Origin of the sequence: Synechococcus sp. Cu2B8-bc1011, assembly GCF_047302735.1 — a bacterium.
Lineage (GTDB): Bacteria > Cyanobacteriota > Cyanobacteriia > PCC-6307 > Cyanobiaceae > Synechococcus_C.
This window is the reverse complement of sequence record NZ_CP138915.1, coordinates 1,904,924-1,920,671: the sequence shown is the minus strand read 5'-3', so window position 1 is coordinate 1,920,671 and position 15,748 is coordinate 1,904,924. Positions and strand designations below refer to the sequence as shown.

At 46.1% G+C, this 15,748-nt stretch carries 16 protein-coding genes; 10 read left to right on the top strand and 6 right to left on the bottom strand.

Annotation, left to right across the window (positions count from 1 at the left end):
- Positions 1-122 precede the first annotated feature (122 nt).
- Both SIC18_RS09925 and yidD read left to right on the top strand, forming a co-directional pair.
- Entirely contained in the window at positions 123-983 is an 861-nt protein-coding gene (locus SIC18_RS09925) for an SgcJ/EcaC family oxidoreductase (RefSeq protein ID WP_413429502.1), read from the top strand.
- Positions 984-1,037: 54 nt separating this feature from the next.
- Positions 1,038-1,256, top strand: a complete 219-nt coding sequence (yidD, locus tag SIC18_RS09920; RefSeq protein ID WP_371190325.1) for a membrane protein insertion efficiency factor YidD — start codon at positions 1,038-1,040, stop codon at positions 1,254-1,256.
- A 292-nt stretch (positions 1,257-1,548) separates the two neighbouring features.
- Here the strand turns inward: yidD and SIC18_RS09915 are convergent, their stop codons facing one another.
- The 6 genes from SIC18_RS09915 to SIC18_RS09890 all read right to left on the bottom strand — a co-directional run bounded on the left by SIC18_RS09915 (position 1,549) and on the right by SIC18_RS09890 (position 8,422).
- Entirely contained in the window at positions 1,549-1,737 is a 189-nt protein-coding gene (locus tag SIC18_RS09915; RefSeq protein WP_245407315.1) for a hypothetical protein, read from the bottom strand.
- 298 nt (positions 1,738-2,035) lie between these two features.
- A complete protein-coding gene (locus SIC18_RS09910) occupies positions 2,036-3,106 on the bottom strand; it encodes a WD40 repeat domain-containing protein (protein ID WP_413429501.1) in 1,071 nt (356 codons plus the stop codon).
- Positions 3,094-4,461, bottom strand: coding sequence for a CobW family GTP-binding protein (locus SIC18_RS09905; RefSeq protein ID WP_413429500.1), 1,368 nt, complete (start codon positions 4,459-4,461; stop codon positions 3,094-3,096). Before SIC18_RS09905 ends, SIC18_RS09910 begins: the two co-directional genes overlap by 13 nt.
- A gap of 334 nt (positions 4,462-4,795) precedes the next feature.
- Positions 4,796-5,701, bottom strand: coding sequence for an alpha/beta fold hydrolase (locus SIC18_RS09900; RefSeq protein ID WP_413429499.1), 906 nt, complete (start codon positions 5,699-5,701; stop codon positions 4,796-4,798).
- A gap of 322 nt (positions 5,702-6,023) precedes the next feature.
- A complete protein-coding gene (locus tag SIC18_RS09895) occupies positions 6,024-7,229 on the bottom strand; it encodes a di-heme oxidoredictase family protein (RefSeq protein WP_413429498.1) in 1,206 nt (401 codons plus the stop codon).
- Positions 7,230-7,414: 185 nt separating this feature from the next.
- The gene (locus SIC18_RS09890) at positions 7,415-8,422 is read right to left on the bottom strand and encodes an imelysin family protein (protein ID WP_413429496.1); all 1,008 of its coding nucleotides are present in this window, start codon (positions 8,420-8,422) and stop codon (positions 7,415-7,417) included.
- 363 nt (positions 8,423-8,785) lie between these two features.
- Between SIC18_RS09890 and SIC18_RS09885 the strand changes: the two genes are divergently transcribed.
- The 8 genes from SIC18_RS09885 to SIC18_RS09850 all read left to right on the top strand — a co-directional run bounded on the left by SIC18_RS09885 (position 8,786) and on the right by SIC18_RS09850 (position 15,666).
- The gene (locus SIC18_RS09885) at positions 8,786-10,363 is read left to right on the top strand and encodes an iron uptake porin (RefSeq protein WP_413429495.1); all 1,578 of its coding nucleotides are present in this window, start codon (positions 8,786-8,788) and stop codon (positions 10,361-10,363) included.
- A 187-nt stretch (positions 10,364-10,550) separates the two neighbouring features.
- Positions 10,551-11,372 (top strand): metal ABC transporter solute-binding protein, Zn/Mn family, encoded by an 822-nt coding sequence (locus tag SIC18_RS09880; protein ID WP_413429494.1) that lies wholly within the window; start codon positions 10,551-10,553, stop codon positions 11,370-11,372.
- 2 nt (positions 11,373-11,374) lie between these two features.
- Positions 11,375-12,151, top strand: a complete 777-nt coding sequence (locus SIC18_RS09875) for a metal ABC transporter ATP-binding protein (protein ID WP_048346560.1) — start codon at positions 11,375-11,377, stop codon at positions 12,149-12,151.
- The gene (locus tag SIC18_RS09870; RefSeq protein ID WP_413429493.1) at positions 12,144-12,980 is read left to right on the top strand and encodes a metal ABC transporter permease; all 837 of its coding nucleotides are present in this window, start codon (positions 12,144-12,146) and stop codon (positions 12,978-12,980) included. The genes SIC18_RS09875 and SIC18_RS09870 overlap by 8 nt, the downstream gene beginning before the upstream one ends.
- Before the next feature lie 84 nt (positions 12,981-13,064).
- Positions 13,065-13,586, top strand: coding sequence for a thioredoxin domain-containing protein (locus SIC18_RS09865; protein WP_413429492.1), 522 nt, complete (start codon positions 13,065-13,067; stop codon positions 13,584-13,586).
- 6 nt (positions 13,587-13,592) lie between these two features.
- Complete coding sequence (locus tag SIC18_RS09860; RefSeq protein ID WP_413429491.1) at positions 13,593-14,441, top strand: cytochrome c biogenesis protein CcdA; 849 nt, start codon at positions 13,593-13,595, stop codon at positions 14,439-14,441.
- The gene (locus SIC18_RS09855; RefSeq protein ID WP_413429490.1) at positions 14,438-14,950 is read left to right on the top strand and encodes a sigma-70 family RNA polymerase sigma factor; all 513 of its coding nucleotides are present in this window, start codon (positions 14,438-14,440) and stop codon (positions 14,948-14,950) included. Before SIC18_RS09860 ends, SIC18_RS09855 begins: the two co-directional genes overlap by 4 nt.
- 2 nt (positions 14,951-14,952) lie before the next feature.
- The gene (locus tag SIC18_RS09850; protein ID WP_413429489.1) at positions 14,953-15,666 is read left to right on the top strand and encodes an anti-sigma factor; all 714 of its coding nucleotides are present in this window, start codon (positions 14,953-14,955) and stop codon (positions 15,664-15,666) included.
- The last annotated feature ends 82 nt before the right edge of the window (positions 15,667-15,748 follow it).

Below are 15,748 nucleotides of genomic sequence, written 5' to 3'. Positions count from 1 at the left end.
TGATTCAACGATAAGTGTTTTCGTTAAAGGTTAATAAGAGCTCTCTCAAGATCAAAACATGCTGCATGAAGCCGTAGACCTCCAATCTTCCGCGTTGTGCTTTGTTCCTCGCTGGCCGGTTTATGGCTCGTGCAGGCTGCGATGAAGCATTGATCCTCTGTGCCTTGATTGGACTTCAGAGGTCTGGTCGCTCTGAGACCTGCCATCCAGCGGTTTACGTGGAGAACGATAATCATTCTCATGTAATCTTTACGCAAAGCCACTACGAGGAGAGACTCGAACAGCTGATGATGCACTCCACCGCCTCCTCTGGTTCCAAAACGGTATTGACGGTCTCCATGCAGGCAACCGATTTGAACGAGAGGCTCACCACGGGGCGTCAGATTTTTTCAATGGCTGTCGGGCAAGGCAAGCTGCCTCATTGGATTGAATCGGAACTGTTAGGTGGTTCCGTCGGTCAGCAGTATCGATGGCGTCTGGGCCCGCGGGACCGTCCCAGTTGTCTGTCCTACAGCTCGCTGTTACCGAGAAATAGTTTGATTTGGCTCAATCTGGAATTGCTAGATCGTCAATGCGGTGAATTGCGCAAAGATGGTGTCAGCGGATGTGCCCTCATCTCTCAAAATGAGGTGCAACAACTTTTTGAGAAATGGAATGCAGCATTGCAAACCAAAGACCCTGAAGAAGTTGCAAACTTATATAGCCGTGATGCAATATTGCTCCCTACACTCTCTGACTTACCACGAACAGATCATGACACAATTGTCGATTATTTTAAACATTTTCTAGAGAAAAGTCCTAAAGGTTCCATCGATCAGCGTGAGATTATTATCGGTTGCAATATGCTTCAGGATGCTGGGCTTTATAGCTTTAACTTTGAGGATGGAACAACGGCAGAAGCTCGCTATAGTTTTATCTATATGCTTGAAGATGGAGAATGGAAAATTTCCCATCACCACTCTTCCCTTCAGCCAAACGGTTAGTTAACTAAAATGCTTCCTTCTAATAACAATGGTTACTCTCTAGTCCAAAACTTAATGAGATTGACGATCAAGTTTTACCAAGTATTGATTAGCCCTTTTCTCGGCGGTAATTGTCGTTTCACTCCCACATGCTCTCAGTACGCGATGGAAGCTATTGAAATTCATGGTGCTTTGAAAGGATGTTGGCTGACATTCTGCCGTCTTGGTCGCTGCCACCCTTTTCATCCAGGTGGTTATGATCCGGTTCCAGCAAAATCTGTGAACAATGGTTAATTTGTCGTTTATTAAATTGATCTGGCATTGATGTCACAGCTTTCGCTTGAATAGCTCTCGATTTTCCCTGGCAAGACTATTCTCCTTGGTTCGAATGATTTCTCCAGTTCTTAAGTCTGCAATCATTTATGAGTCATTAAACCTTCCAAGACAAGATGGTATTCAATAAGGAACTATTTTGATTTGATCTGGATCGCTTGATCGCGTTAACACTATTTGACTTGATTCCTTGAGGCGTAGTTTGTGTCTACTACAACTTAGTAGTAATTGTATCTTTACGGTGTTGAATTATTTATTCGCCAAGCTTCAAGGAGCGTTGTTCTATATTTGACAATACTTTATCAATTACAAAGCCAAATCTTGAAAAGGTTCTAACATTCTTATGGCTGATGCTTTGCTCACCTTTGATACGATTGAGTTCAAAGCCACATCGATGAAGTCTGTGCATAAGTGCAGCAGTTTCTTCAAATCTCCTGGCCATGTCCTCAAGAGTAAGACAGTCAGCCGTTAGGTTTGATTCCTTCCATATGAATGAAGCCATAGCTTATGCAATAGTTGAAAAGCTGAATTCAGTCTATAAAAAATGATGAATCGATCTGCAGCATTGGGAAATTTGTTACATTTATATTGATAATAAATCGAGGCAAAGTGCTATTCTGAAATTTCGGAAAATATTTTCTTTGCTGACTGAATATGATAGCCATTGATTATAATGGTTGATTGATTAGTCGAACTAGTGATTGTTTGACAGTTCGCTTGGTTTTTGTAGCTATGTGTAGCTAATCACTGTTCAGAGAAGGAGACTCGCGAAGTTTGAATGTATAAACATTAACACCACCACTTGCATTGACCGTAGCAATTGCTTGGTCATTCGGTTTCCATGCAATATCGCTGATTCTGTCACCAACATAAACGCCTCCTAATGGGTGACCGTCCCCGTAATCATCCAAAAACCAGACGAGGAGTGAGCCATCTCGGGAACCTGAGGCTAAAAGAAGACTATTGTTTGCAAAATTCAAGCTAGAAACAGGTTCTACATGCAAAAGTAATTGTCCAGGTGCAGTACCTTCAGGACCTTCACCATGAAAATTCCAAACGGTGATTTGCTCACTTCCTCCAGTTGCAAGAAATCTGCCTGACTGATCAAATGCTAATTGACTTGGCTTGCAGGGATATCCTGTCATTTCTGCATCAAGCTCCGTTGACCTTCTCCAAAAATGAACAGATTTATCCTGACTTCCACAAGCAACTATATCTCCATCAGGACTCAGCACCATGGAGACGAGTGAACCCTTCCATTCAAGATTTTGATTAACAACATCATTCGCTATGTCGAAAAAAATGACTCCGCCATAGCTCGCTGTCGCTAATTCTTTGGAGGATGACCAAGAGATAGCACTTACAGTGCTGTTGTGCTCGGTTGATTGCCAAATCTTTTTTCCATGATGATCAAAAACATACGCATACCTAGACATTGCTACTGCTAAAGACTTACCATCTGGCGACCACTTGAGATGTTCAACCCAACCACGACCGAGTTCAATAGTACTTAAGACACGGTAGGTTTTACTGTCCCAGATCATAATGGATCCATTTTGTCCAGCTGTTGCAAATAGATTATTACTGGGGTGAATGGCCATGGTCAATAAACCACCCTCGTGAGTATTCTTCTTCTGCCAATTTATTTCGCCAGTTAGACCATCAAATGAATATAAACCTCCACAAACATCTGCTACGAGCAAGGATTCACCATTGTGAATCCAAGCGCAAAACATGGCGTAGTCATCAACCACGGCAGTCCAACCTTCGTGGAGCATGCCTTGAGGTTTATAAACATTTAAATCAGACACTGATCAAAACCCTCACGCATGGCAACTTCATCAAGGTTTCGACCAATAAAAACGAGTTGATTATGTCGAGGCTCATCTCCCCATTCTCGGTCGGCTTGAGCGGTGAACAGCATGTGAACGCCTTGGAAAACAATCCGTCGAGATTCTCCTTCATAGCTAATAAACCCTTTCGTTCTAAAAATATCAACACCTTTCTCTGCAAGCAGCTTGCCCATCCATTGATTTAGCTTTTCAGGATCAACATTTCCAGTACGTTCAATAGCGATGGATCCGACTTCGTCGTCATGCTCATGTTCGGCTACCCAAATTCGTTCGACGTTTGTTGGAATATCCGGATTGTCATTGGAATTCGATTGACCAGTGGATGAGAATTTCTTGAGCTTGATATCAAATTCTTCAGCAGTATGCTGAGTAAATAATCCAACTTGGCATGATTCTAGCAGGTCTAATTGAAATCTCTTTTGTCCTTTTTGTTTCAATAATAAATTGACATGTTCACCGATTGGAATTGATTGATTTGGCTCCAAATCAATCGGTGGGTGAGCATATAATCTTACACATTGTTCAGCACCTAATTTCAATGAATTCTCATCTGTTCCCTGATTAAGACGCACAATGATTGACATTGTTGGGTCGGGGCCTTCCTCGAGGCTTAATTCATAACTGCCTTTCTCAAGATCAAATACGCCTGTCCATTCAAATGGATACTCTGGCTCAAGGAAGGTTGGACGTCGTGCTAGCACTTGATCCAAATCAAAAGCGCTTAGGTTTAAGACAGTCTCAACAGGTACATTGGCTTCTTTACTTCTTACAATACGTGCCATTCTATTCATCTCTCGAAGACGCGATTCAAGATCATTGAGATCTTTATCGCTCACTAAATCCGTCTTGTTTAGAATAAGAACATCTGCAAAAGCAACTTGTTCTGAACTTTCTCCACTGCGACCAAGCTGTTGTTGAATATGGGCTGCATCGACTAGTGTTACGATTCCATCCAATGAAAATTCATCGCGTATTTCGTCGTCCATAAAAAATGTCTGGGCGACAGGGCCAGGATCAGCAAGGCCAGTAGTTTCTACTAGGATATAATCAAATTTATCTCGTCTTTTCATTAGGTTTCCTAAGACTCGAATCAAATCTCCTCTTACGGTGCAACATATGCACCCATTTGACATTTCAAATACCTCTTCATCAGCATTGATCACAAGGCCTTGATCAATACCAACTTCACCGTATTCATTTTCGATCACAGCGATTCTTTTACCGTGCTCCTCGCTCAGAATTTTGTTCAGTAAGGTTGTCTTTCCCGATCCTAGAAATCCGGTTAGGATAGTAACAGGTACTTTTTGATTCACTTTTAGCACAAAAATTATATCTATATATTAAAGCGACTAAGCTCAAGCTGTGAGAATGATTATCATTTCTCTAGGTTTTGTTTTAAATTCCTTTTGCTTTGATTTATGCGATGTCATTTGGTTAGCATGTATTAATAACCCTTCTCAACTGCATACTCTTTTGCCTCTCTTATTCAAGCTAGAAAAGAATATCTTATCCGATCTCAGTGGAATAATCCAAAAAGCCTGGATCAGATAATTGTCTCATCTTCTATCTTCCCACTGTTGATCACAAGGTTTATGTTTTCTGATTGATATTTGCCCTAAGTTTTTTTTGATCTTCTGCCTCGCAATATTAATTCGAAAATATTTTGCTCGATAAAATTTTCCCAAACTCTTGGTGTAATCCTAAGCGACCGTTTATTTGTAAGAACTGATGAGCATGTTCTGCCAAAATTTGCATTTCTCTCTTTGATCGCGCTGGTGCTTCCATCGCTACCACTACCTGCAATCTGCATCTGAGATGTCTTATTTTCTTCAGCCACCACGATCGCTCTCCTGATGGATCAAAGCCACCACTAACAAATGAAACGCTCGCAAATCTCGCCCCTGGTTGTCGGCTTAACTTTTGTTGTTCAAGAATTTCTGTTGGTGTCAATAATTCAATATTGCACCAAACATGTCTTCGCAACATATATTTCAAGATTACTCGAGATGTATTGATGTAATAGAGTATTGGTCCAATGATCGAACATGAGACAATCTGACGTAGCCAGCCAAAGTATTTTGGATGCCAACTGCTCATGCTGGGTAGTGGGCCTCTCCATGTTGGTGCAACAAGAATGAGTTGCTCCCACTTCTCTGAATAGTCATCAGCCAAACTTAGTACAACACAAGCGCTGTGACCAGCCGCTATGACTGTAAGATTTTCTTGCTTGTATTGCTTTAGGTAATCAAAAATGGCCGATAGTGCGCTACGTAGAATATCAAGATTGTATTTCAATCTTGGTCTATCACTATCTCCAAAGCCAGGCCAATCAAAGCTAATGATCTGGTATTTATCCTGAATAGAATCGACAAAATTTCGCCATTCCCCCCTGCTAGACACAGTGCTTAGTGCTGGTAGTAAGAGCAGCATCGGGGCATCCTCTGGGCCTCGATGTTCAACAACCAGTTTAATGTTTTGTCCTGTGTAAAAAAACCGAATTTCATCGACAGATCCGCCCAGGCGGATTGTTGTCTTTGTTGTTTCAACATTCATTGTCTCTTGCTTTGCCTATGCCATCTCTTAAATCTAACTCCTGCTAACCTTTAGAGCCATGATCTCTAGGATGCTTAGTAATTGTATATGGTTCCCGAACTTGAATTCTATCGATCGTCTCTTGCTCTCTGAATCATCTATTTTTCCTTTGTCTTTTGATCTAAGTGTTCTGTCAATGTTCTGCTTTTTCTGTTGAGCCTCTCGTGAATATTCTCGTTATGTACCATGATGAGAGTGTCCTAATACCTTTTTCGTTACTTATATGCTTGATATCTATTCGATATTTGATCTGTATTGATCGTTCGTTTGTTCTCAGCTTTCTTTACAGCTGATCTAACCAGCTTAGCAATTGCTTTCGATGTTTTTCCGATAAGTCTAGATAGTCATTTTTGCTTTGTAGTGCTTCACCTCCATGCCAACGTATCGCTTCGTCAATTGTTCTGGCACGACCATCATGAAGAAAACCTGCGCCTCGGTTGACTGGTTGCGTCATTCCTAGTCCCCACAATGGGGCAGTCCTCCACTCAGAGGAGAGACTTATCCCCTCTTCTACGACACCATCATCTAGTCCAGGTCCCATGTCATGAACTAAAAGATCTGTATACGGCCAGATTTTTTGATTATTCAGTACGGCAGCAACTGCGTCTGGGCTAAAGCCAGTTTGTTGACTTGGAACATGACACTTTGCACACTGTAATTGATCAAATATAAGTGTTCCACGACTGACCACTTTGCTTGATGCTTGTTTCGCAGTCGCAGGAGATCCAAGGGTCTGAGTGTAATAGGCCACACCAACGAGTTCGTTCCAGCTGATGTCTGCGGGCTTTCCATCAGCAGCTAATCGACTGTCAGGACCAGTGGCGGTTGTAAGCCCCATATCCTGCTGATAAGCATCTGCACTCTGTTGAAGCATGCTTGTCGTCGTTGATTTCCAACCGAAACGACCGATTCGAAGTTCTCCATCTTCATCTTCAACCCAAACAGGTCGTCCTGAAATGTGATCGCTATTCAGATCATCTGGATCAGCATTCGCAAGCAGATTTGCCTCAGGGATCGCTTCAAGCAATCCCAATCCAATCATTGGTGGAGCAATCCTTAAGGAACTTGCCACGGTGACTGGCGAGATTTCAGCACCATCTGGTTTCGTAAGCTTGGCTTGCATTGTCCGTAAACCATTGCGTTCAATCCATATCCTTTCAACCGTTGCTTCTGGGCTGTGGCCATAAATTGCCTTGTCTTGCAATTGAAACCCTAGTCCTGGTACTGGTTGATCACCTTCTCCCTCTCTCATCGCGATTCGAAATAGAGATTGACCAGCAATTGGACGCCCTCGTCCATTTAACACATGGCAGGAAGCACACGACTTTGCGTTATGAATCGGTCCTAAACCAGCGCCAACATGACCAACCAATGGAATGTGGCTTTGATCAAAAAGTGGATCTGTTTCTACATGGCGATCTAGCTCTGCCTCACTGAGTCCAGCAGCGGGTGTTGCATATGCGGTGAATGATCGATTAAAGACTGTCATCTTCCCAGCGGCTTTCTGTGGATCACCAACTCTTGCCCACATGGGCCTCTCCAACTTTAAAAAGGTACCTAGACCTACTGTTAGGAGAAGGGCTAGGAATCCGACTAAAAATTTGGAATGTGAATATCTCATTCTTACATCCCCTCAAACTACAACTTGATACACATTAAAGTTTTTTGAGTCAATCATCCAATCTTTGCCTTCAAAGCCTCAGTCGTATTAAATGCTTGCGAAATTGCTTTAATCAGTTTCTGAACTTGCTCTTGGGTCGCACCATCATCAAGCTTGTCATTCAGACGCGTTGGTAGTTCCTTCGCCTGTGCGAGCGCCGCCTTCAATTCTGCTGTCAACTGATTGCTCAACTCAGGATCCTTAGCTTTGGCATAGTCCTGCATTTTCGATTTTTTCCAGGCCAGTTGAACTCCTTGTAAGTTTGACAAAACATCAGCACCAGTGTTCCCACTAAATGTACTTTCCAATTCCCCCTTTCCGCTAGCCAGTGCTTCTCCCAATTTAGTGTTTCCTACTTCATCAAGACATCCTGCCATCCCTTCAAGGATGTCATTCACTGTTTTAGCAGGATATGCTTCAACATCAGCCTTACCAAACCCTCCTGGCCCACTCCATGCAGCTAATAGCTCTTTAGCATTTGATTCTAAGTTATTACCAGCAATCCTTAAATAAGCTAGCTGCTGAGTCGTTAAATCAGATGCCTCAATAGAAGCATCTCCGTCTCCGAAAATCACATATTCAATCCCGTGAAAACCTTTTCCTGTTGTATCTAGAGCATCAAAATTTTCTTGTGTGAAATTTTTTTCAGAAAGAGCCTCAGCTAATTCCTTATCACTGACTGGCCAGTCGTCAAGATTAGGGTCGAAATTTTCTGTTTCAGCAGGGCCATAAGCCCAAGTTTCCGTTGTTTCCCAAGTATCACGAGACTGCTTCCACTCATCACGAGCTGTTTTAAGATTGACAGAGTTTGGATTATCGATCAGAGCTTGGAGTGCCTGATTAAGCCTTTCTGTTCCACCCACTAATTCTTTATAACTAGGTAAAACCACATCATTGACTAAAGCCCTGCTGACATCTTGATCTGTTGGCACAGCCTGCGATTTTGACGTACAGGCACTCGTGATCGTTGCTGACAAGCCTGCTGCCATCAATATTGATGCCAATTTTGTTCGTTGTTTCATGTAATCACCATCCTGTCTTTTTCAATATGGGTCATTCTTTCGCATGGTGATGCCCTGATTTGCTATTGCTTGTTTCTTTTGATTGGTTTGCGTGTTTTCGATGTTGTCTGCTTCGATTGTTCTATGTTTTCTTTATGATTTAGTCTCCCAGATAGTGTTTTGGTAAAATGTGCACTTTGATCGTTGATTGAATTGCTTTCTAGTGTTGATGTCACTCTGCAATCTTTGTAGTTCGGCCAATTCGATGTCCCCTTTCTCTTGGTTTCGGGTTCAAATGGTGGCAGTACGACGCTCTATCTCCTATATTTGACGTCGCGTGAGAATGATTATCATTTTCACGCTCTTTTTCGTGTGAGGCCCATCTTGAAACTTTTCCATCAACTGCTGGTGGCTCCAGCTGCCTTGGGCCTTTTGGCACCTGTGGCTGCGAACGCCACTGAGCTCAACATCAACGGTGTGTCTGACTATGCCGCGACCTCTGCATTGAGCAGCCGCGAACAAGTCACCAGCATCACTCAGTTTTCCGACGTTTACCCAACCGACTGGGCTTATCAGGCTCTGAGCAACCTGATCGAGCGCTACGGCTGTGTGGCCGGTTACCCCAACGGCACGTACCGCGGCAACAGGGCAATGACCCGCTTTGAAGCGGCTGCTCTGTTGAACGCCTGTCTCGACCGCGTCACCGAAGTGACCGACGAGCTCAAGCGCCTGATGAAGGAGTTCGAAAAGGAACTCGCCATCCTCAAGGGCCGTGTTGACGGTTTGGAAGCCCGCGTTGGCGAACTGGAAGCCACTCAGTTCTCCACCACCACCAAGCTTTCTGGATTGGCAACGTTTGTTGTTGGTGCAAATAATTTTTCCGGAACCAAATCAAAAGCCGATCCAGCAAATAGAGATTTTGGTGCCACTACCTTTAACTACGACCTTCAGTTAAGCCTTGAAACCAGTTTCACTGGCAAGGATTTGCTGTTGACAGTCTTGAGGTCAGGCAATTTTGGTGATAACTCTGTATTCGGTGGCAATCCAAACGGCTTGTCAACGTTAGAAACAGCATTTCAGGAGGATTCTGGTGCTAATTCTGTAGGTATTGACAAACTCTTTTATCAGTTCCCTGTCGGTAACTCACTGACTTTCACGCTAGGTGCTCGTGTTGGTCAGGAAGACATGCTTGCCGTTTGGCCTAGTGCATATCCAAGTGACCCAATTTTGGATGTAACCACGCTTAATGGTGCACCAGCTGCTTACAACAAAAACCTGGGTGCAGGAGCTGGTGTTAGTTGGGCTACTGACAACGGTTTCAGTGTCTCTGCGAATTATGTTGCTGCACAAGGCTCTAATTCAGACCCTAATTCTGGTGGCATAGGAACAGAATTTTCTGAAGCTTCAGGAACTGTACAACTTGCGTATGAATCAGAAAACTGGAACATCGCCGCTATTTGGTCGGGCGTTCAAAGCCCATCTGAATTGGTCGGTGGATTCGGCACTACCTTTGCTGCCGATAATTACTTCTCTGGCCGTAAAGCCTTTATGAATGCTTGGGGCATTGGTGGTTCTTGGCAGCCACAAGACAGTGGTTGGATACCATCGATCTCTGCAGGTTATGGTTACAACTCTCTCTACGCTAAGAATGATGGAGATGTCAGGGCAAGTCAGTCATGGAATGTTGGCCTGGAATGGAGTGACGTTTTCTTGAAGGGTAACAATGCAGGTATGGCTGTCGGACAGCCTGTTTTCGCAACAGATTTGAAGGGTGATGAAGTTCCTGTAGATGGTAATTACGTCTGGGAATGGTGGTATCAATTCCAGGTTACCGACAACATTAGTGTTACACCCGCATTGTTCTATTTGAGTCGTCCTGAAGGTCAGAATACTGATCTAAATGGTGGCGATGATGCTTTGAGTCAGCTTGGTGGATTAGTGAAAACAACCTTTAACTTTTAAACTACGTCCTTCGTTCTTTCTTGTTTAATGTCCTCTCATGTCTTTGTTACCCTCAAGCCTTCGTCCTAAATCTCTCTGGTCTGTCTCAGGAACTCTGCTGCTTATGGCGGCTCTTGTCTCCTGTGGCACTGCACAAAAAACAGATACTAATAGCGATCAATCAAAGCTAAACGTTGTTACAACGTTTTTGCCAATCACTCTGTTTACGGAAGCGGTCGCCGGTGAGTGTGCGACTGTCACGGCCCTGATTCCACCCAACCTTGGCCCCCACGATTTTCAGGCCACTCCTTCTGACATTGCTGCCCTGAGTAAGGCTTCAGTCTTGGTTAAGAATGGTTTGGGTATGGAATATTTCCTCGACAAGCTGACCGATTCAGCCGAAAACGACTCGCTTCAGGTGATTGACACCAGTCGCGGTGTTGCTGTGATTGAGTCGGATGAGGACGAGGGTGGTGACCACGACCATGACCATGATCACGATCATGGTGAGGTTAATCCCCACATTTGGTTGGATCCACTCCGCGCTGTCCAACAGGTCGAAAACATCCGTGACGGTTTGGTCAAGGCTGATCCAGATTGTGCTGACGGCTATACCCAACGGGCGTCTGCATACAGCGATCAGCTGAAGGAGTTGAATACAACCTTTGCCACTCAGCTCAAGCCTTTCAGTGGTAAGACCTTCATCGCCTTCCATGACTTCGCACCCTATTTCGCAGAGCGTTATGACCTCAAAGCTGAGTTTGTCGTTGACGTTCCCGACATGAACCCCACTCCCGCGGATCTCCAACGCGTGTCCAACAGAGTGGAGCAGACCCAACTCAAGGCTCTGCTAAGTGAACCCCAGGAAGGTGATCGCTCTTTTAACGCCGTAGCAGAGGATCTTGGTGTCAACGTCGTGACCTTTGACCCATTGGAGACTGGTTCGGAAGAAGCGTCGAAACAACCCGACACTTACTTTAAAGTGATGAAGAGCAACGTGGCCTCCCTCATCAAGGCCTTCGGCGGCTAGTGATGAGCGTGAAAGAAGCAGTCCTAACGGTTCATGATCTCAGTGTCGAACGTCGTGGACGTTTGGCAGTAGAAGGCGTTTCCTTCGCCCTTCCCGCAGAAAGTGACACGGCCCTCGTTGGTCCTAATGGAGCAGGAAAGAGCACTCTTGTCTCTGCTTTGTTAGGGCTGCTTCCTCACGCATCTGGTCGAGTTGAGTTGTTGGGTCAACCCCTTGATGCGCATGGTTGTTTACCGCGTTCTGTGCGTGCGCAGATCGCCTACGTACCCCAAAACCTTGTGGTTCAAGGTTTATTGCCTCTCACCGTTTCTGAGTTTGTTGGGTTCGGATTTGATTTGCCGGGGCCACGCCTGCCCTGGAGATCAGGGAAGCAGAGAAAGGATGCCGTGTTGACGGCCCTAGAGCGAACTCAAACCTGTGATCTACGTCATCGCCTGTTGACTGAACTTTCAGGTGGTCAGTTGAAGCGGGTGTTGCTGGCTTTTTGCCTGGTACGTCCTCGTCGATTGCTCGTGCTTGATGAAGCGCAAGCAGGTTTAGATGTTCATTCCATTGAGCAGTTTCAACAACAACTCCTGGAACTACGTCGTCAGGAAGGCTGGACTGTTTTGCAGGTGTCTCACGATCTTGAGATGGTCCGCCGAAGCAGCGATCAGGTGCTGTGCTTAAACCGAAGTCTGCGCTGCAGTGGTAGTCCTGAGGCAACCCTCAGTGAGGAGCGTGTGGGTGAGCTTTATGGACTGAACATGGTCTCTCAGCGCCATCAGACCCATGGCTGAAGCAGATTTTTTAAGCCTCCTGTCTGAGCCGTTCATGCAACGCGCCTTACTTGGCGGCATGCTCACCGGAGCCCTTGGCGGTGTACTTGGCAGCTTTGCTGTTCTGAGGCAGCTGTCTTTTTTCAGCGATGCTTTAGGCCATTCATCCCTGTTAGGAATCACCTTAGGCATTTTGCTCGGGGTGAATCCCACCCTTGTTTTGATTCCTTTTGCTGTTCTGTTCGCACTGCTTGTTAGTCAGTTGGTTGAGCGCAGCGCTCTTCCCACGGATGCGCTTCTCAACATTGTTTATTCAAGTTCACTTGCAATAGCAATCTTGATGCTTAGCCGTGTAGAAACCTATCGAGGAGGAATTCAACAGCTTTTGTTCGGGGATATCCTCGGAATAAGTCGGCTTGATGTTATTGTTATTGCCGGTTTTCTGGTTGCAAGTGTTGTCTATCTTGGCCTGAGTATGCGGGCTCAGGTGTTGCTTACTCTCAATCAAGACTTAGCGGGTGCGATGGGAGTTCGGACGCGTTGGCATGGTTTGGCATTTATCATTCTTTTGGCTGTTGTTGTTGCAATATCAATAAAAGCCGTAGGCGTTTTGTTGATTTCAGCTTTTGTTGTGATTCCTGCTTGTGCAGGTCGATTGCTTAGTCGAAGTTTTCCTATTTATGTGATCATCTCATCTGTCATTGGTGGTGGGTGCGCATTGCTAGGACTTTTGTTTTCAGGCTTGTCAAATCTTCCTTCAGGGCCTTCAGTCGTGATGGTTCAGTTTCTAGGGTTTTTGCTTGCGATGTTACTTAATAGCCGAACACGTTCCAAGGTTGAACCCATTTGAGGTTTGTTCGTTATTTGGTTTTTAATTGCTTTGAAGGGGGCTCCCAGAACTGGTTGGATCAACTCTGCTCTGTTTTGAATCCGATTGAGCGCTCCGCCGGTATGGATAGGCAGTGATTCAACTCTCACTTTGAAACAACGTGCTCTGGCCATCACACTGTTGGGAGCTGCCTTTGTTCCTATCGCCGCAACTCTGGCCCCACTTCCAGAAACACCTGTGGCACTTTCGCTCTTAAAACCAGCAAAAGCAGCAAGTCCCCTCGCCACCTCTCTCCAGGGAAAACCGGTGATGGTTGAGGTTTATGCAACCTGGTGCAGCGCTTGCCAGAAAATTAAGCCGGTCATGAACTCTCTACGCCAACAAGAAGGCAACTCAGTGCATTGGGTGAGTTTCGATGTCTCTAATACCACCGCTGCTCAGACTTCTGCTGCACGAGCAGAGAAACTCGGCTTAGGGCAATTCTTTATGCGCAATAGGAGTCAAACCAGTCTGGTCAGCATCTTCAATCCAGAAACCGGCGAAGCAGTTAAAACGTTTCGTGCGCAGACCAAGCTTGATCCTTATCTCCAGGCCATCAAGAAAACTCGCTTCATGCTTGGTCGCTGAAGAGACATGGCAACTTCCACTAGACATCTCTGGACATCACGCCGCGCTCAGTTCTTGGTTCTCGCCTTGATCGCAGCGGTTGTTGTCATTTCTGCAGCGCAGCTTGAGTCAGCCGTTCTGTTAATCAGTCAGAGCTATGCAGATTGGCTCACACGTTGGACTGGGCAAAATGCCTGGGCTGTATTCGGGTTGCCAGCACTGGCCTTTGGAGGCGGACTGATTGCCAGCGTGTCTCCTTGTGTGCTTGCGTTGCTTCCCGTACAGCTCTCTTATCTGGGGGCTCAAAAGCAGCAACGCCCAAACCCTGGCAAGGTGATCCAGTTCAGCTTTGGCGTGGTGACGGCCTACAGCATTCTTGGCTTGTTCACATCCTTGGCAGGAGCACTGATCATTGATCACCGAGGTGGATTGTTCGTCACTGCAGGTGTCATCGTGATTGCCATGGCTTTGCAGTTGAAAGGTTGGGGCCCCCGGTTCCCCTGGCATCGCCTCAATGTTGGAGGCATTGCAGTGCCGAGATGGATCCACAGGGTTGTGGCAGGCCCTTTCTTGATTGGATTCACCTTCGCTTTGGTCACATCTCCCTGTGCAAGCCCGGTGCTTGCCGCCGTACTTAGTGCAGCTGCAGCCACAAGCACGCCACCGTTGGCAGTTCTATCAATGGTTTTGTATTCCATTGGATACAGCATGGTGATCTTGCTAGCAGGATTAGGTGTTGAACTCGGTGGTCTGCGCCGCGCCCTGCTCAAACGTGGGGAGCAGATCACGGGAATTAGTGCCATGGTTCTGCTGACATTTGGTGGGATCTACCTCTGGACTGGGGTCCAGGATCTGGTGCTGCAGGGTCACACGTGAGCTCTCATGAAGCCATCAGTCCTGAGGAGCTAGCCCTCCTCTACGACGAACATTCAGCTGCTGTGCATCGGCTCGCCTTCAGCCTTCTCTCACAGCGACAGGAGGCTGAAGATCTCACTCACGATGTTTTCGTACGCTTACAACGTGGGGGCTTCGATTCGAATCGTGGGGAAATCCGTCAGTACCTTTTGCTCCTGACCCGATCGATGGGCCTCAACAGAATTAACAAACATCGCAATCGCCGACGAATTCTCGAACGATTTCGTCCAGCTCACTGTCAGCAGGATCCAATTGATCTCCAGGCCGTTGATTCCCGATTCCGACTTGAACAGGCCCTGGCTCAGCTCTCATCGCGTGAACAACAGATCCTGGCCATGAATTATCACCAAGACATCAGTCAAAGCAACATTGCAGCATCGCTACAACTGCCACTGGGAACGGTCAAGACGATCAGTCGTCGGGCATTGCTCAAACTCCGTCATGCACTTTCATCACAAGAGGAAAACTAACAATGACTTCGCGTTCACAAATCCACGATGAATTCAGCAAACGGGATGAACTGTTAGCCGGGAAGGTGCTGGGCAACCTCAGTCCCGAAGAGCAAACAGCTTTGGCGACTGAACCATTGTCTCAAGAAGAGCAAACTCTTCTTGAGAACCTGCAAACAACCCACAGCCGAATTGAGAATCATTCTGCACCGCCACTTTCTGATGCAGTCAGAGAGAGACTTCTGAATTCGTCGATTAAAAAAAGCACCTCCAACCCCCAGAACTGGTTGATTGGAGCCTTACTTCTGATCCTCGCGATTACTGGCGTTGAGCTTTATCAATCCAAACTGCAGATCGCTTCTGTGAGAAGAGAAACGTCCCCCATCTCTCTACACCCTGGTGATCAAAGGGTGAAGCTGCATGCCACGACACTAGGAAAGATGCAAAGCGCGCATGGTGAGGTTCTCATTCGTCCTGGACAGGCAAGCAACCTCCTCACCTTGAATCGACTGCCGCAGGCTCCTGAAGGAAGGCTTTACCGCCTCTGGGCTGTGACGCCAGACGGGGTTAAAGGCTGCGTTCACTTTCTGCCGGATCAGGCAGGCAATGTGGTGATGACCATTCCACCGCAACCCACCGGATCAGCAACAAAACTGCTGATCAGCCTCGACCCCCTTTCATCTCGTGAAAAGTCGGATGCTCAACCAGAAGAACTCGTGCTGACCGGCGCCATCTAAAAATTCCGATCAATCATCATCAACCCCAGTCGCACAAGAATCAGCTCGAAGTCCTGTGTGGCTTCAGCGACCACGAAGGCAA